General features: G+C 40.1%; 21 protein-coding genes and 1 riboswitch. Of the genes, 13 read left to right on the top strand and 8 right to left on the bottom strand.

All coding sequences use genetic code 11. The features are described 5' to 3' along the window. Positions 1-7: 7 nt before the first annotated feature. Positions 8-1,390, top strand: coding sequence for an L-cystine transporter (locus CVD27_RS09365; protein WP_101647637.1), 1,383 nt, complete (start codon positions 8-10; stop codon positions 1,388-1,390). A 63-nt stretch (positions 1,391-1,453) separates the two neighbouring features. Here the strand turns inward: CVD27_RS09365 and CVD27_RS09360 are convergent, their stop codons facing one another. From CVD27_RS09360 to CVD27_RS09350, 3 genes are read right to left on the bottom strand one after another with little or no spacing between them, the layout of a single operon-like run. Continuing rightward, a complete protein-coding gene (locus CVD27_RS09360; RefSeq protein WP_101647636.1) occupies positions 1,454-2,596 on the bottom strand; it encodes a glycosyltransferase family 4 protein in 1,143 nt (380 codons plus the stop codon). A 24-nt stretch (positions 2,597-2,620) separates the two neighbouring features. Next, positions 2,621-3,151, bottom strand: a complete 531-nt coding sequence (locus tag CVD27_RS09355; protein ID WP_142384083.1) for a phosphatase PAP2 family protein — start codon at positions 3,149-3,151, stop codon at positions 2,621-2,623. Next, on the bottom strand, positions 3,135-3,980 hold the full coding sequence (locus tag CVD27_RS09350; protein WP_308301793.1) for a UDP-glucose dehydrogenase family protein: 846 nt from the start codon (positions 3,978-3,980) through the stop codon (positions 3,135-3,137). The genes CVD27_RS09355 and CVD27_RS09350 overlap by 17 nt, the downstream gene beginning before the upstream one ends. A gap of 268 nt (positions 3,981-4,248) precedes the next feature. On the opposite strand from CVD27_RS09350, the gene CVD27_RS09345 reads away from it, so the two are divergent. Then, positions 4,249-5,094 carry a VOC family protein gene (locus CVD27_RS09345; RefSeq protein WP_257984309.1) on the top strand — a complete coding sequence of 282 codons (846 nt, stop codon included), beginning with the start codon at positions 4,249-4,251 and terminating at the stop codon, positions 5,092-5,094. Between the two features lie 56 nt (positions 5,095-5,150). Here the strand turns inward: CVD27_RS09345 and CVD27_RS09340 are convergent, their stop codons facing one another. Beyond that, entirely contained in the window at positions 5,151-5,393 is a 243-nt protein-coding gene (locus tag CVD27_RS09340) for a hypothetical protein (RefSeq protein ID WP_101647634.1), read from the bottom strand. A gap of 232 nt (positions 5,394-5,625) precedes the next feature. Between CVD27_RS09340 and CVD27_RS09335 the strand changes: the two genes are divergently transcribed. Continuing rightward, positions 5,626-6,381, top strand: coding sequence for an NRDE family protein (locus CVD27_RS09335; RefSeq protein ID WP_101647740.1), 756 nt, complete (start codon positions 5,626-5,628; stop codon positions 6,379-6,381). A gap of 134 nt (positions 6,382-6,515) precedes the next feature. Here CVD27_RS09335 and CVD27_RS09330 read toward each other — a convergent pair whose 3' ends face one another. Next, entirely contained in the window at positions 6,516-6,797 is a 282-nt protein-coding gene (locus CVD27_RS09330) for a YggT family protein (RefSeq protein ID WP_101647633.1), read from the bottom strand. A gap of 450 nt (positions 6,798-7,247) precedes the next feature. Between CVD27_RS09330 and CVD27_RS09325 the strand changes: the two genes are divergently transcribed. Then, the gene (locus CVD27_RS09325; RefSeq protein ID WP_374703060.1) at positions 7,248-7,763 is read left to right on the top strand and encodes a LemA family protein; all 516 of its coding nucleotides are present in this window, start codon (positions 7,248-7,250) and stop codon (positions 7,761-7,763) included. Next, complete coding sequence (locus CVD27_RS09320; RefSeq protein WP_101647631.1) at positions 7,763-8,500, top strand: TPM domain-containing protein; 738 nt, start codon at positions 7,763-7,765, stop codon at positions 8,498-8,500. Before CVD27_RS09325 ends, CVD27_RS09320 begins: the two co-directional genes overlap by 1 nt. 38 nt (positions 8,501-8,538) lie before the next feature. On the opposite strand, the gene CVD27_RS09315 is transcribed toward CVD27_RS09320, so the two are convergent. Beyond that, complete coding sequence (locus CVD27_RS09315; RefSeq protein WP_180960210.1) at positions 8,539-9,147, bottom strand: DedA family protein; 609 nt, start codon at positions 9,145-9,147, stop codon at positions 8,539-8,541. A gap of 139 nt (positions 9,148-9,286) precedes the next feature. Between CVD27_RS09315 and CVD27_RS09310 the strand changes: the two genes are divergently transcribed. Then, positions 9,287-11,473: an alpha-galactosidase gene (locus CVD27_RS09310; RefSeq protein ID WP_101647629.1), complete on the top strand. Its 2,187-nt coding sequence runs from the start codon at positions 9,287-9,289 to the stop codon at positions 11,471-11,473. 116 nt (positions 11,474-11,589) lie between these two features. Beyond that, positions 11,590-12,951, top strand: a complete 1,362-nt coding sequence (locus CVD27_RS09305) for an FAD-binding oxidoreductase (protein WP_101647628.1) — start codon at positions 11,590-11,592, stop codon at positions 12,949-12,951. Positions 12,952-13,046: 95 nt separating this feature from the next. Here CVD27_RS09305 and CVD27_RS09300 read toward each other — a convergent pair whose 3' ends face one another. Continuing rightward, positions 13,047-13,889 (bottom strand): aldo/keto reductase, encoded by an 843-nt coding sequence (locus CVD27_RS09300; RefSeq protein ID WP_101647627.1) that lies wholly within the window; start codon positions 13,887-13,889, stop codon positions 13,047-13,049. A 98-nt stretch (positions 13,890-13,987) separates the two neighbouring features. Further along, a complete protein-coding gene (locus CVD27_RS09295; protein ID WP_101647626.1) occupies positions 13,988-15,202 on the bottom strand; it encodes an MFS transporter in 1,215 nt (404 codons plus the stop codon). Positions 15,203-15,410: 208 nt separating this feature from the next. On the opposite strand from CVD27_RS09295, the gene CVD27_RS09290 reads away from it, so the two are divergent. From CVD27_RS09290 to CVD27_RS09265, 6 genes are all read left to right on the top strand, one after another. After that, positions 15,411-15,779 (top strand): winged helix-turn-helix transcriptional regulator, encoded by a 369-nt coding sequence (locus CVD27_RS09290; RefSeq protein WP_101647625.1) that lies wholly within the window; start codon positions 15,411-15,413, stop codon positions 15,777-15,779. A gap of 91 nt (positions 15,780-15,870) precedes the next feature. After that, positions 15,871-15,917, top strand: a riboswitch (PreQ1 riboswitch). Between the two features lie 129 nt (positions 15,918-16,046). Further along, on the top strand, positions 16,047-16,547 hold the full coding sequence (gene queF, locus CVD27_RS09285) for a preQ(1) synthase (protein ID WP_101647624.1): 501 nt from the start codon (positions 16,047-16,049) through the stop codon (positions 16,545-16,547). 218 nt (positions 16,548-16,765) lie between these two features. Continuing rightward, the gene (locus tag CVD27_RS09280) at positions 16,766-17,746 is read left to right on the top strand and encodes an efflux RND transporter periplasmic adaptor subunit (RefSeq protein ID WP_101647623.1); all 981 of its coding nucleotides are present in this window, start codon (positions 16,766-16,768) and stop codon (positions 17,744-17,746) included. A 39-nt stretch (positions 17,747-17,785) separates the two neighbouring features. Next, a complete protein-coding gene (locus CVD27_RS09275; RefSeq protein WP_101647622.1) occupies positions 17,786-18,364 on the top strand; it encodes a PepSY-associated TM helix domain-containing protein in 579 nt (192 codons plus the stop codon). Between the two features lie 152 nt (positions 18,365-18,516). After that, positions 18,517-19,191, top strand: coding sequence for a response regulator transcription factor (locus CVD27_RS09270; protein WP_101647621.1), 675 nt, complete (start codon positions 18,517-18,519; stop codon positions 19,189-19,191). After that, on the top strand, positions 19,181-20,557 hold the full coding sequence (locus tag CVD27_RS09265) for a sensor histidine kinase (RefSeq protein ID WP_257984308.1): 1,377 nt from the start codon (positions 19,181-19,183) through the stop codon (positions 20,555-20,557). Before CVD27_RS09270 ends, CVD27_RS09265 begins: the two co-directional genes overlap by 11 nt. The last annotated feature ends 351 nt before the right edge of the window (positions 20,558-20,908 follow it).

Below are 20,908 nucleotides of genomic sequence, written 5' to 3'. Positions count from 1 at the left end.
GAATACGATGAATACTTTTCTAATTATTGTTAATATCGCTGTTTTACTTTTGCTTATGTATGGTTTATTTGTGATGCAGAAAAAGCATGTTTCCTTTTCAAAACGAGTTTTTACAGCCTTAGCTTTAGGTATTATTTTCGGTTTTCTTATTCATTTGATATATGGAACTACACATGATGTGACTACAAAATCCATTGATTGGTTTAATATTGTCGGTATCGGTTATATAAAACTGCTTCAGATGGTGGTTATGCCGCTTGTCTTCATTTCCATTATTGGTGCGTTCACAAAACTCAAACTAACCAAAAATTTAGGGAAAATCAGTTTTCTGGTCATTGGGATCTTACTAGGGACAACAGCTGTTTCAGCAGCGATTGGAATTGGCTCTGCTTTGGGTTTCGGTCTTGATGGCGTGCACCTTACCGCGGGTGATGCTGAAAAAGCACGAAATGATCAATTAGCGGAAAGGGCTGCAGGAATTGAAAAGATGACCCTGCCGCAGCAAATCACTGAGTTAATTCCAAGTAATCCATTTCAAGATTTAACAGGGGCAAGAGCAACATCTACCATTGCAGTTGTTATCTTTGCGGCTTTTATCGGGATTGCCTACCTTGGGGTGAAACGAAAGGACCCTGGGCCTGCCGAGTTTTTCGCAAAGATTATAGATACCTTATATTCCATTACTATGAGGGTTGTCACACTCATCCTTCGCTTAACTCCGTATGGAATTCTTGCCATTATCACAAAAGTGGCAGCAACAAGTGATTATGAAGCGATTGTGAAACTTGGGAAGTTTGTCATAGCTTCTTATGTGGCTCTTATCATCATGTTCGTGGTGCATATAATTCTTTTATTTCTAGCAAAACTGAATCCGTTCAGATATGTGAAGAAGGGACTTCCAACTTTAACCTTTGCTTTCACTTCACGAACAAGTGCAGGAACCTTGCCAATGACAATCAAAACACAAACCAAAGACCTTGGTGTTTCGGAGGGAATTGCGAATTTTGCCGGTTCATTTGGGTTATCAATTGGCCAAAATGGGTGTGCAGGAATTTATCCAGCCATGTTAGCGGTGATGGTTGCACCTAGTGCAGGGATTGATCCAACAAGCCTATCTTTTATAGTGACTCTTATTCTTGTGGTAGCTATTAGCTCATTGGGCGTTGCTGGTGTAGGAGGAGGAGCCACGTTCGCAGCCTTAATTGTCTTATCAGTTATGAATCTGCCTATAGCCATCGTCGGGCTCCTCATCTCAGTCGAGCCGCTCATTGACATGGGACGTACGGCCTTAAACGTCAGTGGAGCAATGACAGCAGGTGTCCTCACAAGCAAAGCAACAGGTGAATTCGACGAAGAGACGTACAACCAGCCTAATATAGTAGAAGCCTAAAAAATGGTGTCAGGCACCACACTTCGTGTGGTGCCTGACACCATTATTCACTTTATCACTTATTTAAGCGTATTTTTGTATTTCACGCTCATGGATGACGTCTTTATATTGGCAAAGGAGGTTATGCAAAATATGCTCCCAGTTTTGGGCAAGCGCATATTGTCGTCCTGATCTTCCCATTTGTTCTCGTAATCGATTATTTGATAGGAGGTAAAGAATAGCTTTCGAAATCTCCTCTACCTTTCCGGGATTACACAAAAGTCCGGTTACCCCTGCCTTAATAAGATGCTGTACACCACCTGCTTTTGCACCTATCACGGGTGTTCCACAAGCGAGCGATTCCAATACTACATTCCCAAAGGTTTCGGAGGAAGAAGGGAAAACAAATAAGTCTGAAGCGGCATATACCTCTGCCAAACGCTCGCCGCCTAAGTATCCGGTAAATGTCATATTCGGTGGCGCTTGACTTTCTAGTTCTTCTCGCAAAGGGCCATCGCCAATAATTAACCAATGAATTTTTTGATTGATGTCTGATGGGAGTGATTTTGCTGCAGCTAGGAGTGTAGATAAATCCTTCTCGGGAGCTAAGCGGCCTACATAGGTAAGGAGGTAAGAATCGGGCTTACAGTAACGCTCCTTTACAGATTGCTTATCATAATAAGGATGATAAAGCTGGCAATCCACTCCTCTTGGCCAAAGCTCAAGATTGGTAAAACCATGCTGTTTTAATAGTTGATATGTTGCAGGGGAGGGGACGAAAATCTTTTTACATGTTCGATGGAACCAATGCATGTAGTTCCAATGTAATTTTGATAGAAAGGGGAGATGATAGTACTGCAGATAATGATCAAAATTAGTATGATAGGAGCCAACTAGCGGGATATTAAGTTTTTTTGAAAAATAAACACCGCAAAGGCCAATGTTAAACGGGGTAGCCACATGAATTAAATCAGGCTTAAATTCTTGAATTTCTGATTTCATCTGAAATAGGTTGGGAAGAGCTAAACGGCATTCTGGGTACAAAAAAAAGGAAAGGCTCTTAGAGCGGTGAATAGGGCCAGAAACCAAATCCTCTGTAGAAGAGTCTGGTGCAAATACTTTAAATGTAATGTTTTGAGCCTCTAAAAAGGTAGTTAGGCGTTTTAATGTTTGGGCTACACCATTGATGTCAGGATAAAAAGTATCTGTGAAAATGGCAATCCTCATATCATCCCTCCTAAAATGAGCTGCCTACAGACATAATAGGCAAAAACAAATGACCCCCGTAAGTGAACCAAGAATTCCCCCTGCAAGGATATCCGAGGGATAATGAAGCCCTAGATAAATTCTAGATATCCCTACACCAATCCCTAAAGGAATGAGGATAATTGCCAGTTGTGGAATGTATAAGATATAGGGGGTAACAATGGAAAAGATCGCTGTAGTATGACCTGATGGGAATGAATGATCTTGTAATGGATTAGCTGGAAACTTTGTACTTTCTAATATTAAATAAGGTCTTTTTCTAGGAAAAAGCTGCTTTATGATATGGACAGGGATATGGCTTGCGGATAATGCAAGCCCGCTTGAGATGGCGGTTAACTTCGGCTCACCTGATAAGATAACTATAAGGAGAAAGGAAACAGCGATGGTAATGTCAGCTCCTCCAAACTGTGTAATGATTCGGAAAAAAAGATTTAAAAACTTTTTATCATAATGCCGGTTTACTTTTTGAAATACACGGCATTCCAGTCCGTAAAATGCATCAATAATTCTCATCATAATTCTTTTCCCCTCTCCATATAACTTTCCTTGTTGTATCTTTAGGAAAACAAGAGCTGCTAAAGCCAATCCCTGCCTTGGGAAAATGAGGGCCGATCCGTTTGTCCTGACCGATCCCATACGCAACTTCCTCTATGTTGGCTCCGACGTTTTCGCAAATGAAGGTCATTTCATTAATAAAACTAATTTTTGTAGCTAAAAAGGCATCTGAAGCATATTTAATCATTTCTGCACTTCTGATGTCTGTTTTAAAAATCGGGATTTGCAATGGAAGGTATAAGTGCTCCATTTCAGCAGCCGCCTTTGGATCGTTGGTGCCAATTACAATGCGATCACCATGGAAAAAGTCTATAATGGCTGAGCCCTCACTTAGAAATTCGGGATTGGCGACTACTACTGCTTTGAGATTAGGAGGTTTCCTGCTATCAATAATGTGTTGAATGATCTCGTTTGTACCAACAGGAACAGTGCTTTTCGTACAGACAATGACATCCTGCTCAATATAATTAGCAATAGTATGGGCAGTCACATGTATGTATTTCAGATCTGCTGAGCCGTCTTCTTTTTCGGGAGTTCCAACTGCAATAAATATGATATCAGTTTCTGAATAGGCGTCTTGAGGATTCGTGGTAAAATGAAGCTGCTTTTTACGCAGATTTTTTTCCAAAAGGACTTCTAACCCTGGTTCATAGATAGGAGAATGACCAGATTGAAGCATATCAATTTTTTCCTTTTGAACATCAATGCATGTCACCTGATGCCCTAATTCTGCTAAACAAGCACTAGTAACCAACCCTACATACCCTGCCCCAGCAACTGTTACCTTCATCCAATCCCTCCAATTGTTTGTTTACTATATTGTATTTGTGGATAATGGATTTTTTCTAAAGGGGGTGTTAAGAGAGTGTAAAGACTATGTGTAATTTTAGTTTTTGATAAATAGTTCAAAATTAAAATACTTGAATTCAAGATAAATAAGAGGTACACTAAAGGTGTCGATTTCAGATTTTGTCTATATGAAATAGAATGGAAACAGATTAGAAACGGAAATGATAATGAATAATAATGTAAGATTAACAAAAAGGGTGGGGATGAAAGTGGATAAGTTTCATCAGGAGCCAAATATATATGTTGGTGAAGTTAATATTAAGGTTAAAAATCTCGATTATTCAGTAACGTTCTATCAAAATATCATTGGACTCCAGGTGTTGGAGAAAAGTGAACGCAAGGCTAAGTTAACGGCCGATGGAAAAAAAACGCTATTAACCCTTGAAGAACCAGTGGATGTAATCCCTAAGCAAGACCGTATGTCAGGATTGTATCATTTTGCGATTTTACTTCCTTCACGTGCTGACTTAGGAGTCTTTTTACGGCACATTGTTGAAACAGGTTATCCACTTGGAGCGGGAGATCATTATGTAAGTGAGGCACTGTACCTGAATGATCCAGATGGAAATGGGATTGAGGTGTATCGTGATCGTCCTTCTAGTGAATGGAAATGGAATAATGGTTTAGTTGAAATGGCGACCGAACAGGTGGATGCAGAAGGAATTCTAGCAGTAAGTAATGCGGAATGGAAGGGTCTCCCTTCCGGAACGATCATGGGTCATATCCATCTTCATGTAGGCAACTTAGAAAAAGCAAAGGACTTTTACACAAAGGGACTCGGTTTTGATGTTGTGAGTTATTATCCACAGGCGGTATTTCTTTCAACTGGCGGATATCACCATCATGTGGCTATCAATACTTGGCAGGGAGCAGGAGCCCCTACTCCACCAAAAAATAGCGTTGGTTTAAATTGGTATTCGCTTGTTTTCCCTAATGAAAATGCAAGAGAAAAGGTTATGAATCAGTTGAAGCAATTTGGTGCCCCTTTGAAAGAGGAAGGAAATTACTTCGTTACTAGCGACCCTGCTGGAAACCAAATTCGTTTAGTGATTTAAAGTGAAAAATATCCCCATTCTTTATGTATGAAGGTTGGGGATATTTTTATTTGGATTTAAAGTTTTTCTTCTGGGAAAAAACCTAATGCATATTTTATGCCTTCTTCTACTGCATTGGTTTCATAGCCTTGTAAATCCTCGTGAGTAATTTCTAATTTTGTTCTCGCTAAAGAGTAGCCACTGTCTAAATTCACATCAAGTAAAACCTCGTAACCATACTCCGTTTGATTAATTTGGATAATGTCATAATCGCGAATTGCAGTACCCGTCTCATATTCAATTGGCTCTAACTCAGACATAAAACAACCTCCTTTTCATCCTTCAAACAAGCTTATTTTCCTCCAAACCCCAAAAATCATTCGGTCCTTTCACCATTCAAGCGGTGCCTGTCACCAATATTACCTCAATGAGCGTAATAATGGTGACAGGCACTATAGGACTTGTAAAAGGTTTTTGTTGAGAATGTGGAGAATTATGAAATGGGAAGTCTATTTAGTATTAGTGTATTTTTTTAAAAAGGGTGTGAGGGGTATGTGTTTGATTCTGTTTGCTTATGGTGTTCATAAGGAGTATAAGCTTATTGTTGCTGCTAATCGTGATGAATTTTATCAACGCCCAACTGCTCCTGCTCACTTTTGGAAGGAACACCCTGAAATCTTGGCAGGACGGGATTTAGAAAAAATGGGAACTTGGATGGGGGTTACAACCTTAGGCCGGTTCGCGGCGTTGACTAACTACAGAAATCCAAAAGAGATAACAGAAGGAAAACATTCAAGAGGAGAATTGGTCGCAGATGCCCTGAAATATAGAGGGGGTATAGAAGAATATATGATCAACCTTGCCGCCAATAATCACTTATATCCAGGGTATAATCTATTGGCTGGAGATAGTCGCGAGTTATATTATTATTCAAATGTCGGTCAAAGACTGGAAAAGTTGGAACCTGGGATCTATGGGGTCAGTAACCATTTATTAAATAGCAGCTGGCCGAAGGTGAGAAAAGGAAAGGAAGGATTGTTACATATAATAAATGAAAACTCAGCCGGTATGATCGATGAGCTTTTCTCGCTGCTGCAAAATGCGGACCCTGCCCCAGATCAGGATCTTCCCAGTACGGGAGTTTCATTAGAATGGGAACGAATGTTATCGCCATTGTTTATAGAAAGCCAGCATTACGGAACGAGGAGCTCGACCGTGATGTTAATGTCAGAGACGAAACTTCAATATGTAGAAAGAGTTTTTACAAAAAATGGTGCAAATGATCAGCAATATACTATAGAACTGTAAGAGATGAACTAATCAAACGTTTAATTAGTAAGGCACAGTTAGTTTCTAGTGAAGAGGGAAGAACCCAATAAGGGAGCCTTTGTTTAAATAGTGCTCCTTTGTTGGGTTCTTTTTTCATTAGAGGTAAGAATCACTTATACCCCAATAACATTCAATGACTGACGGAGTCCTTCTAAAGCAAATCCGGACACATATCTAAAAACAAATAAAGCGACAATTGGTGAAACATCAATAGGACCAAGCGGAGGAATGAACCGCCTGAAGAAGCCTAAATAAGGTTCCACGAGCTTTGAAATCCATATTCCGATCCTTGAAGAGTGGAATTGAGGGAACCAAGAACCAAAAATTGATATTAAGATCAGCCAGTAATAAGCCTCAAAAGCATATTGTCCAAATTGTAAAATGTATAAGCCCAATTTAAATCTCCTATCTATATAAGTTTTTATTTGTAGTACAAACTTTGTAGGGATACAAATATATACGATAATTATCTCAAAAGGTTTCAAAAATTCGTGGTTGGCAATATTAAGCCTATTCGCCAGGGTGACCAATCAGACAACAATAATGCAAAAAATTAATCAAACGATTAATTAATTCAGCAATAAAAAGAATCAAACATAGTTAAGTCTTAATAAATCAGCCATTTCTGGTCAAAATAAAAAACCAATCAAACGTTTAATTAACCTCTCACCCCAAATAACCAAAACGTTTAATTAATGGATTTTCCTCTAAGTTTTATTATGTCTTAAAAAGGGAACTTATTCACCATGTGATATATACTATAGATGAGAAAGGACGTGATTAGATTGAAAAAAGGTTGGCTAGGAATAGGGATTGTGGTCGGTGTCATTGTCATATTGGGCCTTATGTTCATGTCCAGCTATAACAGCTTTGTCAATCTAGAAGAAGACGTAAATCAATCTCATGCTCAAATCGAAAATCAACTTCAACGAAGGCTGGATTTAATTCCAAACTTGGTGAGTACCGTAAAAGGCTATGCGGCTCACGAAAAAGAAGTTATTGCCTCCATCTCAAATGCACGTGCACGGCTTGCTGGAGCAAAAACCCCCGAAGAAGAAGCAACCGCTAACGATCAATTATCTGGCGCGCTAAGCCGCTTGCTTGTCGTCGTTGAAAATTATCCTAACCTGAAGGCAGATCAGCAATTTACCCAGCTAATGGATGAACTGGCTGGAACAGAAAACAGAATTGCGGTTGCACGAAAGGATTATAATGAAAAAGTAGCAGAATTTAATAAAAAAGTGAAAAGATTCCCAGGTTCCATTATTGCAGGAATCGGCGGATTTGATGCGAAGGAATATTTTAAAGCAGACCCTAAGGCCCAAGAAGCTCCAAAAGTTGACTTTGGAGGCAACGGGTAATGAATACGAAAAGGATCTTCAGCTTTCTGTTGGTATTTACCATGTTATTTCTGTGTGCAGCCAGTGCACTTGCTGAGGATGTCCAAACACCTGCTCCAGTAGGGGATATTTATGTCCAAGATTTTGCCCATGTCCTAAATGAAACAGAAAAAGCAGAACTCATCAATTTAGGCAAGAACCTTGAAGATCGAACAACCGCCCAGGTGGCTGTGTTGACCGTTCAAACTATTGGCGACCAACCCATAGAAGAATATGCAAATGAGGCATTCCGCCAATATGGAATTGGCAGTAAGAAAGAGGACAATGGCGTTCTCCTAGTTTTAGCTATGAAGGAACACAAAATCAGGATTGAGGTAGGTTACGGTCTCGAGGGAAGAATTCCAGATGCTAAAGCCGGCCGAATCTTAGATCAATATGCTATTCCTTATTTGAAAAATAACCAGCCGAACCAGGCCGTTACGGAAACTTATACGGCACTTGCCAATGAGGTCCTTGCCGAATATAACGGCGGCGATGACAGCCAAAAAACAGCACCCAAGGATGAGGGGATAGGAATTCCATCCTGGCTTCTCATCATCATTATCCTTGTGGTGGTAGTTTTAGACTTTAAATTTTTTGGAGGCACCTTGACCTATTTTCTTCTATCCATTCTATCACGAGGCGGCGGAAGAGGCGGAGGAGGAACCCGCGGCGGCGGCGGTTCTTCTGGCGGCGGCGGTGCAAGCCGAGGCTGGTAACAAAAAGAGATGCTCTGTAGTTAAGAGCATCTCTTTTTTCAATCATAAGAAGCATTTTTTAGGACCTTTCTTTTTTTCTTATAGGTATAGAAAATAAAAATCCCTACTAAGAAAAAGATAATTGCATAAACACTATACCTTGAAAAATAAGTTGCAACATAACCCCAGTTGCTTCCGAGGATACGTCCTAGGGTGATAAAGGTAAAGCACCAAAGCAGTGCTCCAAGATAGGCGAACAAGGCGAACTTTTTATAGGAATAATTATTTATACCTGCGAGATAGGCAGTAATATGCCGGACTCCAGGAATAAAAAAACCAATGACCAAAAGGAACGGCCCAAATTTATTGAATAATTTTCTCGTACGGTCTATTTTAGCCTCGCTGATATGCAGCTTGGGACCAAACTTATGTAAAAACGGTGCGCCAAGTGCAATTCCTAATATAAAGCTCAATGTAATCCCGCTGCTTGCCCCAAAGTAGGCGCATAAGAGTGACGGCAAGTACGCTAACTTACCTGCAAAAACATTATACCCTACATAGGTGAGAAGAACTTCATCCGGAATTGGCAGACCAATAATTCCGCCAATCAAAGCAAAAATAATTCCCAAATATCCAAAGTGTTCAAGAAGATGATTTAAATGCTCCATCACTGCACATCCTATAATCATTTCTAAAATTTACTATTATCTATCATCTACAAAATTTCAATTTTTATGTATGGCTTGACACCATTTTCCACTTCTAGCCGAATATAGTAAAGTAAATGTCTTTTAGGAGTGGGTAAAAATGCCGATTGAATTTAATGAAAAGCATCAGCTGTTTCATTTATATAATGGAAAAATCACTTATATGATTCAACTTGTCCATGGTAAATATGTGGCCCATTTATATTGGGGAAGGAGGGTTCATGTACTGCAGCCTTCCAATATACTACCATTCAAAGGCAGAGCTTTTTCACCTGCGAACGAACCGGCTGACCCCCAATTTTCTCTTGATACTCTTCCACAGGAATATCCCGCCTATGGCAACGGAGATTTTCGAACGCCAGCTTATCAGCTTCAGAGTCCTGATGGGTCAACAGTTACGGAATTTGTCTATGATTCTTATGAAATTATTAGAGGAAAACCCTTTTTACAGGGACTGCCGATGGCTTATGTGGAGGAGGACGAAGAGGCAGACACGCTTGTAATTACATTGGTAGATTCTATTCTGGGCATTGGATTGAACTTATATTACACGATTTATCGTGATTTTGATGTGATCACGAGATCAGTCACGTTTGAAAACTTAGGCAGCAAAGAGGTCGATATACTTAAATGTATGAGTATGTCGGTGGATTTCCATAATTCAACTTGGGACTGGCTTCATCTTCAAGGAACATGGGCACGGGAGAGGCATATTGAACGAAGGCCACTGACTCACGGCGTTCAAGCCATTTCTTCCTCAAGGGGAGCAAGCAGCCACCAGCAAAATCCCTTTTTTGCCTTATTATCAAAAGGGGCAACGGAGGAAAGGGGTGATGTTTATGGAATTAGTTTAATTTACAGCGGAAATTTTCAGGCCTCCATTGAGGTCGATCCATTTGAGACAAGCCGAGTCAGTGTAGGGATTAATCCATTTAATTTTTCATGGCGATTAAAGCCGAGGGAGATTTTTCAAACACCGGAAGCGCTGATGGTTTTTTCACCGGAGGGTATGGGCGGAATGTCGAGAACTTTTCATAAAATGATCAGAAATAGAGTTTGCCGGGGTGTCTATCGTGATCAAACACGGCCTATTCTTATCAATAATTGGGAGGCAACGTATTTTCAGTTTACCGAAAATAAATTAAAGGAAATTGCTAACGCAGCAAAGGGTCTTGGAATTGAGATGTTTGTATTGGATGATGGGTGGTTTGGACACCGTGACAATGATAAAAGTTCGCTTGGAGATTGGTTTGTCAATAGAAAAAAACTGCCACATGGTTTACAAGGATTAGCCGGCTATTTGAATGGTAAGGGAATGAATTTTGGCTTGTGGGTTGAGCCAGAAATGATTTCTCCTGACAGTGAGTTGTACCGCAGACATCCTGACTGGTGTCTTCATGTGCCTGGGAGGAGTCGGACACTTTCGAGGAATCAGCTTGTCTTAGATTTAAGCAGAGAAGAGGTGTGTGAATGGCTGATTGATACGCTCACCTCTCTTTTTCAAAGTGCCTCGATTTCCTATGTGAAATGGGATATGAATCGGAATATGACAGAGGCAGGGTCTGCTGCCTTGCCTCCAGAAAGACAGCTGGAGACTGCCCATCGCTATATGCTAGGGTTGTATCGGATTTTAGAAGTCTTAACATCCCGGTTCCCAGAAATTTTGTTTGAAAGCTGTTCAGGAGGGGGCGGCCGCTTTGATCTGGGAATGCTGTATTATATGCCGCAAACCTGGACAAGTGATGATACGGATGCAGTTGAAAGGCTGAAAATACAATATGGAACAAGTCTAGTTTTCCCCGCCGTCACGATGGGGGCCCACGTATCAGATGTACCAAATCATCAGGCAGGAAGGGTGACGCCGATAAAGATGCGGTGCCATGTTGCCATGGCGGCGAATCTCGGATTTGAATTAAATATTGATAAACTAAGCAGGGAAGAAAAAGAGCTCGTCCGTCAGGAAATTCAGTTTTACCAACAAATCAAGGACATTGTTCAATTCGGAAATTTGTACCGGCTGATAGCTCCCTTTGAAGGGATGGATACGGCGTGGATGTATGTGGATGACAACCAAGGTCAAGCAGTTGTTTTTTACTATAAAATTTTAGCCACACCGAATCCGCCTTTTTTACGAATGAAGTTACGGGGACTGAATCCGGAGATGAAATACAAACAACATGATGATGACAGAGTCTTTTATGGAGATGAGTTGTTGAAGATTGGTTTAACCCTGCCACTCATCAAGAAAGACTATTTCTCGAGAATCTTTTATTTTAAGAGCTGTTGATTCTTGGAAATGAGTGAAAATTTTAAATATTATCTATAAATTAGCTTTCCTGAAGATTAAAATGGTTATTAAGATAGATTACTAGCTTCATTGTCATTGTTATGGAGGGATGCAGGATGAATCTTTATGATGAGTTGTTTGCTATTATTGGGGATAGTGAGCGGGTTACGATTAATGAAACCATTTTAGAACAGCATAGCAAGGGGGAGGCATACCATACTCCATTCAACCCAGATGCAGTAGTGTTTCCTAAAACGAAAGAAGAGGTAGGGAGGATTGTACAATTTGCCAGTGAGCATTCTATTCCCCTCGTTCCCTACGGGGCGGGGACAAGCTTAGAAGGACATATTATTCCGGTTCATGGAGGTATCAGTCTTAACTTTAGTCTCATGAATCAAATCTTGTCGGTACGGCCTGATGACTTTCAAGTGACCGTACAGCCAGGGGTAACCAGAACTCAGCTTAATCAAGCTTTGAAAAAACATGGCTTGTTTTTCCCGACAGATCCAGGTGCGGATGCCTCAATCGGTGGTATGGCAGCCACAAATGCCAGCGGTACTAACAGTGTGAAATATGGAGTGATGCGTGATCAGGTGCTGGGCTTAGAAGTGGTTTTAGCAGACGGATCCATTGTTCGAGCGGGAGGGAATTCCTTTAAATCTTCGGCGGGCTACAATTTATTGGGGTTATTTATAGGTTCAGAAGGGACACTAGGGATATTTACGGAGATTACTTTGAAGCTGAGAGGGATTGCAGAAGCTACATCTGCAGTCAAAGCAACTTTTCCTTCTATTGAGGCTGCAGGGAATGCAGCATCTATTCTCTTAAAAGCAGGTCTAGCAATCGGAAAAATAGAGTTAGTTGATGAGAAAACGATTCAAGCAGTTAATAAGTTTAAGAGTACGAATTACAGGGAGGAGCCTACTCTTTTCTTAGAGTTTAGCGGAAATGAACCAGAAGTTACATATAGTGTAGAAGTGATGCAGGAGATTTTAAAGGATGAGCAATGTGTTTCTTTTGAATTTGAAAATGACTCGTTACGAAGGGCGCAACTATGGGAGGCAAGGCACCATGCCGCATTTGCCATTCAGGCCGCTAATCCAGGAAAAGTATTAATGTTTACCGATGTCTGCGTCCCGTTATCAGAACTGGCAAATGCCTTGAAGCAGACAAGGGAAGTAATAGAGAAATATGGCCTAGAAGGAGCTGTATTAGGTCATGTTGGCGATGGAAACTATCATGCATGCTTGCCAATGGACCCGAAAAGTGAAGAAGAGTTGGAAGTAGTCGAAAATGTCCATCATCAGATTGTTTCTTATGCTTTATCCAAGGGAGGAACCTGCACGGGGGAACACGGAATCGGACTTGGCAAAAAAGCCTTCCTTGAAGAAGAACACGGAGACCTAATCCCAATCATGAAAATAATCAAAAACAACCTCGACCCCAAAAACATCCTAAACCCAGGGAAAATATTCTAAAACCTGACTTAGGGTGACAGGCACCGTTAATTGTATTAACAAGTTGAAAGGGTTAGTAATGGTGACAGGCACCATTACTAACCCTTTTGTGTTGTTTAGAAGTCGAAGTTGTCTGGGTCTGGGCCTACGCGCAGGTTTTGGTTCAGATTGTTTAATTGTTCCATTTCGTCATTAGTTAGTTCGAAGTCAAAGATGGAAGCATTTTCGATGATGCGATGTTCCTTCGTTGATTTTGGAATGGTGATAACGCCGTTTTGAAGGTCCCAGCGCAAAATTACTTGTGCTGCAGACTTCATATACTTTTGTCCGATTTCTTGGATAACCGGCTGATCTAATAGCTGACCTTGCATTAATGGTGACCAAGCTTCCAACTGGATCCCGTGTTCCTGACAAAAAGTATGAACTTCTTTTTGCGTTAAACGCGGATGGTATTCTACCTGATTGATCATGGGCTTGATTTCAGCATCTTTCATTAAATCCTCAAGATGATGGACGTGGAAGTTACTTACGCCAATGGCCTTTACTCTGCCTTCTTTATAAAGTGTTTCCAACGCCCGCCAAGCTTCTTTATATTTTCCTTCCACAGGCCAATGAATAAGATATAAATCCAAATAGTCTAAACCAAGCTTCTTTAAGCTTGTTTCATAGGCTTCAATCGTAGATTCATAGCCTAAGTCACTATTCCAGACCTTGGATGTCACAAAAAGGTCTTCTCTTGAAATACCTGCTTCACCTATTCCTTCGCGGATTGCTTGTCCGACACCTTCTTCGTTTCCATAAATAGAGGCTGTATCAATACTGCGGTAGCCATACTTAATGGCAAATTTAACGGCATTGACAAGTTCAGGTCCTTCTTCTACTTTGAATACCCCAAGCCCAAACCTAGGCATTTTTACTCCATTGCTAAGTGTAGTTGTGGATTGTAAGTTGTTAATCATTTTAATGATCCTCCAAATTATTAATTTTTTATAGAGAGGAAGGGGTTGTTGTTCCAACCCGATCCTATAAATAATTAAATTTAAAAAGATATGGTTATTTAAATAACTTTTACGATCGTATTACCGTCTTCCTTACGATCATTCCTTTCAAGTCTCCGGCTCCATCCGGTAAGAATAACAGCTCCAAAAACCATTATGGCTCCTATCCAAGAAGTATGGATAAGTCCGATCGAATCGGTAATGACTCCGCCTAAGTATGATCCTAATGCAATTCCAGCATTAAATGCGGCAATATTGATAGCGGATGCGACATCCACTGCAGTAGGAACAAACCGTTCTGCTAACATGACGACGTATACTTGCAATCCAGGAACATTCATAAAAGCCAATAATCCCATGAAGAAAATGGTTATTAATCCAGCAGTCTTATACGGTGCAGTGAACTGCAAGAGAAATAGCACAAATGCTTGTAAGATAAACATATAAAATAGTGCCTTGATAGGATTTTTATTGGATAGCTTTCCTCCAACCATGTTCCCGATGGCAATTGCGACACCATAAACAAGCAAGATCACGGCAACCGTGCCTTCCTTAAATCCTGTTATATCCTGCAAGATGGGGGACAGGTACGTAAACACCACGAATGTTCCTCCATAACCTAGTGCAGTAATAATAAATAGAAGTAATAACCGTCCGTTCGTTACCAATTTGAATTGGTCGCGAAACGTAGTCTGAACTCCCTTGCGTAAATCAGACGGAACAAGGATGCTGTTAGCAAAAAAAGCAATCACACCGACTGCGATAATGATGACAAAAGCCATCCTCCAGCCAAATTGCTGCCCGATGAAGGTACCAAAAGGGACACCTGTAACGGTTGCGACCGTTAGCCCTGAAAACATAATGGAGATCGCACTAGCTCTTCGGTTTTCATGTACTAACTCAGCAGCAATTGTTGAACCAATAGACATAAAGACACCGTGTGAAAAGGCAGAGATGACACGGGCAGTTAGTAATACGCCAATGCTTGTTGCGCTGGCAGCCAACCCATTCCCGATGATAAAAATAATCATAATCCAAAGCAGCAGGGATTTACGTGACATCCTAGAGGTAAGGGATGTTAGAATCGGCGCCCCAAATGTTACTCCTAAAGCATATAAAGATACGGTTAAGCCGGCTGTGGTAACGGATATTTGTAAATCTTGTGCGATGAGCGGCAGGAGCCCTACACTAATAAATTCAGTTGTTCCAATAGCGAAGGCACTAACGGCTAGTGCCAAAAGAGCGAAGGTACTTCTTTTTTGATCTATAGTCATTTGTTTTCTCTCCTCCTAAAAATGGTTCTATTGTATGAATGAATTGCATCAAGCAAAACTATAAAAAGAATCAAAATGAGATATTTCAACCGGCAAATGTTATTATGGAATATATAGAGATAAAGGAAAAGTACGTACTTTAAAGTAATATAGGCACTAAAAAGTGCGGTAGGTACTTTTTGGTTCCTATAAAACGGAGGATTAGATAATGAAGGAAAAGAAATATAATATATCGGTTGAAGCTACTTTAGAAGTAATTGGGGGAAAGTGGAAATGTGTGATTCTATGCCATTTAACACATGGCAAGAAACGAACCAGTGAACTAAAACGGTTGATGCCGGATATTACACAAAAGATGTTGACTCAACAATTACGGGAATTAGAGGATGACGGCATTATTAACCGAATCGTATATAATCAGATTCCGCCAAAGGTAGAGTATGAGCTCAGTAAATATGGCAAGAGCCTGCAAGGTATTTTAGATTCTCTTTGTGCTTGGGGGGCTAATCATATCACTAGAGTATACGGTGATCTTTCAGTTCTAGATGATAATGTGTTAAATGATAAATTGAAATAGGTTTTCGGAGGGAATCGTTTTACCTATATTTTCTGTTTGACGTTTAGCTGCCCTTTCTCTATTATATAGAGAAGAGAATACCCGTACTTGAACGGGAGAGGTTCATAGCTGATACCCTCTATAAAAAACTATGGATACATGACTTTCTGCCATGTCCATATAGGACATGGCTTTTTGTTTTTATCCCTTTAGTTTGCATAGAACATTGATTGTTCAGCTGAACTCTCTTAAACGTGTGGGGACACATTTTTTACAGGGGGTTTTTTTATGTCTGGCCGCAGCCACGAAGAAGGATTAAAGGATTTAACACTATTAGGTAATCAAGGAACTACCTATTCATTTGAATATGCACCTGAAGTTTTGGAGGCAGTTGACAATCTGCATCCAGAGCGTGATTATTTCGTCAAATTCAATTGCCCAGAATTTACTAGCTTGTGTCCGCTGACACGGCAGCCGGATTTTGCTACTATGTACATTTCTTATGTTCCGGATAAAAAAATTGTTGAGAGCAAATCTTTGAAGTTATACCTATTTAGTTTCAGAAATCATGGTGATTTCCACGAAGATTGTGTGAATATTATCATGAATGACCTCATTAAACTACTTGACCCACGCTATATTGAAGTTTGGGGTAAATTTACCCCGCGCGGAGGAATTTCCATTGACCCATGGTGCAACTATGGAAAACCAGGGACCAAATATGAAGAAATGGCAGCCTACCGCCTTATGAACCACGACCTCTACCCAGAAAAAATTGATAATCGTTAATTAATAAGATAATCTCCTTATCTTTACAATTATTTTTAAAATACAACTTAATACTTACGAGAACGGACCTGACGCCAAAGAAGTTACTTTTTGGTGTCAGGTTCTTTTTTTATTTTTATTAAGGATAAGTTAAGGGAGGCCCACGATAATAGGCTCATGAATAAAAAAATACTTTGGGGCGTGTCCGGACTGCTCCATGATCAAAGGAGTCTAGATAAATGAAAAAGTGGATTTGGATACTGATTAGTTTGCTAGTTGTAGGGTATGTCGGCTACCAATGGTTTCATTCGAAAAGTAGTGCTGCTAGTACAAGCGACACTACACAGGTTCGAACGGCTACTGTACAAAAAGGGAAGCTAGAAGTAACCATTAGCGGTTCGGGGACAGTTGAACCCGTAACGACCGAGGATATAAAAGCAACCGATGATAATAACGAAATTGATGAGGTTTTAGTAGCTGCAGGTGACAAAGTTAGCAAGGGGGATGAATTAGTAACCTTTACTGATGACAGCGACCCAATTACGGCACCAGCGGATGGAACCATCACAACCGTATCAGTTGCCTCAGGCGATAGAATTACAAAAGGTATGGTTGTGGCCCACCTTACCAATTACGAGGATTTACAAACAGTCGTTCAGGTAGATGAATTAGATATTCCTAAAGTGAAAGTGAATCAAACGGTCAATTTAACCGTTAGTGCCTACCCAGATGTGACGTATACAGGGAAAGTAACGGATGTTGCAGAAGAAGGGACATCGACAAATGGTTCATCCACCTTTGCTGTAACTATTCATATTGATAAGCCAACCAATCTAAAAGTTGGTATGAGCACGGAAGCTGCTATCTTAACAGCAAGTAAGACGGATGCATTATATGTTCCTGCAGATGCCATCTATACAAACAATAATGAAAAATATGTAATTGTTGCTTCATCAGGTACAAGCTCTGATAGCTCTACAGAAGCAGCAGGTCAGCAGAAATCTGTCAAAACAGGTATTTCTACAGATGAATATATAGAAATCACTGAAGGGGTAACCGAAGGAGAAATTGTCCAGCTTCCACAGTTATCTTCAAGTAGTACATCAACGTATCGGCAAGGCAGAATGATGCAAGGAATGGGTGGTATGAGCGGCATGCAAGGTGGAGGAATGCCTCCAAGCGGAGGACAAGGAGCTCAAAGCGGGAAATCTGGTAACTAATCATAAATGACAAAAATCTATAAAAAAAGGAGAATTTTTATGAAACAAACAAGGAAAGCACACTTATGGATTGGATTAATATGTTCAATATTCATTCTTATGGAATCTATTACAGGGCTGCTAATGAATGAGCCCTGGCTGATTGGTCAGTCGCAAACAGAACAACGGGGTAATTTTCAGCAAGGAATGATGCCGGGACAACAACAAGGAACGAACACAAGTTCAAATCAAACAACAAATCAAACACAAGGATCGAACCAACTAGCAAATGGTCAAACTAAAGCTCAGACGGGTTCGTCAACCCAATCAAGCGGCAATACTAATGGACAAACCGGCAGTAATACCCAAAGTAATTCGAATGGACAGTTGCAAGGTCCAGGTGGCCAAAATGGTATGAATTTTGGTGAAAAAGGCGCCCAATCAGGCTCTTTAATGGGAATCATTAAAGGACTGCACGAAGGAAGAATTGGAACGACTAATATTAAATGGTTAATTGATCTAACGGCAATCGCAATGATTTTCTTAACAGGATCAGGTATCTATCTTTCTTCAAAGGTACTTGTACTTGCTGCAGAAAGAAAAAGGAAGAAGTTAAAAATGGAAAGAGAAATTGCATAATTCCATGCGAAAGCACCTCCAAAAAACTGGACGGTGCTTTTTTGAGAGAAGCACACCAACTTTCAGCCTGGGTGCTTCTTTTATCTTTAAGGGAAACTTAAGGCTTGCTTAATAGAATATAAAGATATAAATGGGTGAAGGAGCTACTATAGATGAATGTGTTATTAGCAGAAGATGATCATCGTCTTGGTGATTTAATAGTTTATATGTTAAAAAAGAAAGGTAATTGCAATGTTGAATGGGTGAAGGAAGGGGAAGATGCCCTTTATTATGCAACAACCGCCCATTACGATGTCATTATTATGGATTGGATGATGCCAAATGGAGATGGTGTTGATGTCTGCAAACGGCTACGCAAACAAGGGTATGCAGGGGCTATCCTGATGTTAACGGCTAAAGACACTGTTCAAGACCGAATCCAAGGTCTTGATTCTGGCGCAGATGATTACCTTGTTAAACCATTTGAATTTGATGAGCTAATGGCTAGACTGCGGGCACTTTCTCGTCGGAATTTTGCTCCTATTGTAGAAGAAGAAGCGGAGATAGCCGGATTGGTCTTTAATCGGGCGAGCCATATGGTCAGGTTCGAGGATGCTGAAATCCAGTTTAGTCCCCGTGAATTTCAACTATTAGATCTGCTAGTTCAAAATAAGGGACAAGTCCTGCCGCGGGAGTTGATTTATGAACGCGTCTGGGGGCTTGAAACGGATGTGACGTTGAAGACGATCGATGCAACTGTGAAATTAATCCGTAAAAAACTATCTATAATAAATAAACAAGATAAGCTCCAAAGCATTAGAGGGGTGGGGTATAAATTTGAAAAGTAACTTTCTTTTTAATCGTTTCGACACAGATGTTTTTAATCATACACAAAATCGGCTGACACGAAATTTTAGCGGGCTTCTCATGCTTTTTCTCTTTCTTTTTATCATAATTGTTTATACAGTCATTTATTTTGTCATTTTAAATACACAGGAAAGGGAATTGCGGAACTTAGTCTCGCAAGAAGCTGGTTACATTGAGACCTTGTTAGGCAAGAATAACCAAAGTGACCTTAGAGGCATTCAAAATCAAGAAGTCATTTTTGCTGGTGTAGATCAATCCTTTTACTATGTCATCAATTCTAACAGGGAAGTAGTGATGGGCAGTGAAGCCAATCCCCGCTTACGCCCGGAATTACTTTCTTTTGTATACAAACATATGTCCAATGATCAAGATGTTCAAAATGAAGTTATCAGGATGGATGAGAAATTAAGAAAAGGTAGAGGGGGATTCCGGGCGCCCGATCAAAATCAAGATATCCATATGATGATAGCCAGCCATGGGGTTTATTATAAAGGTCAATACATAGGGCAAATTTATATAGGTAAAGACGTCTCATTTGCTTATCGGTTATTTCACTGGGTTTTGGTTATTCTCATCGTATTGGGATTTGTTTTTGTGGGAGTTGCTGTATTTATTAGTTTACGTATGTCTAAACGTGCGATGGTTCCGATTAAATCAGCTTTTAAAAGGCAGCGGGAATTTGTTGGGGATGCATCCCATGAATTGCGGACACCTCTAAGTGTCTTGCTATCGTCTGTTGACGCGATGGATATGACTATTGATACTCAAAAGGATGAGATGGCTAGTAAGTTACTTGCAAATATGAGAGAGGAGGTCAAGCGGATGACGAACCTAGTCAGCGACCTTTTAACTCTCGCTCGTTCAGATTCGAATACCATTGAGCTTAAAAAGGAGGAATTTGATTTAAGGCCCCTTGCTGAAAAAGCAATCGAGTCATTACACCCGATTGCTGCATCCAAACAGATTCAGTTGGGGTTAAATTCTACTGATATTTTTACAGTCATAGGAGATCCTCAGAGATTATCGCAGCTTATTTATATACTTTTAGACAATGCTATAAAATATACGCCTGACGGTGGGGAAGTAAAACTCAACCTATTAAAAGAAGGGCGTGAAGTAAGAATAATGGTTCAAGATACAGGTATTGGGATTAAGAAAGAGGATTATCACAAAATTTTTGAGCGCTTTTATCGGACTGATAAATCTCGCTCCCGCCAAATAGGCGGACATGGATTAGGACTTTCTATTGCGAAATGGATTGTCGAAACACATAAAGGAACGATCCAAGTAACTAGTGTACTTGGAAAAGGAAGTACATTTATCGTTAAACTGCCTGATTACGATTAAGAAATCAGGCTTTCTTTTAAAAAAATTGTTTAATAGAGGTTGACTTCATTTGGATATGATAGTAATATAGTAATCCTGATGAGGGGATGCCAGTTAGGCAAACTTCTTATTAGAAAAATAATTATCAGGTGTTGACAAGGTTAAATGAATCTGATAATATTAATTCTCGTTGAACAGACGGAAAAAATATTTCAAAATAATGTTTGACATCGTGATTAACGAAATGTTATAATAGTTTCCTGTCGGTAATTGTTCTTTGAAAACTAAACAAACAAAAACGTCAACAAACAATAAATAGTAGTTTCTTATAGAAACTATGCCAACGTAAATTTTTTGAGCTAATCAACTTTC

It is taken from the genome of Neobacillus cucumis (assembly GCF_002860255.1).
Classification (GTDB): Bacteria; Bacillota; Bacilli; order Bacillales; family Cytobacillaceae; genus Neobacillus; species Neobacillus cucumis_A.
The sequence above is the reverse complement of the archived record's forward strand: the minus strand, read 5'-3'. Positions and strand labels throughout refer to the sequence as shown.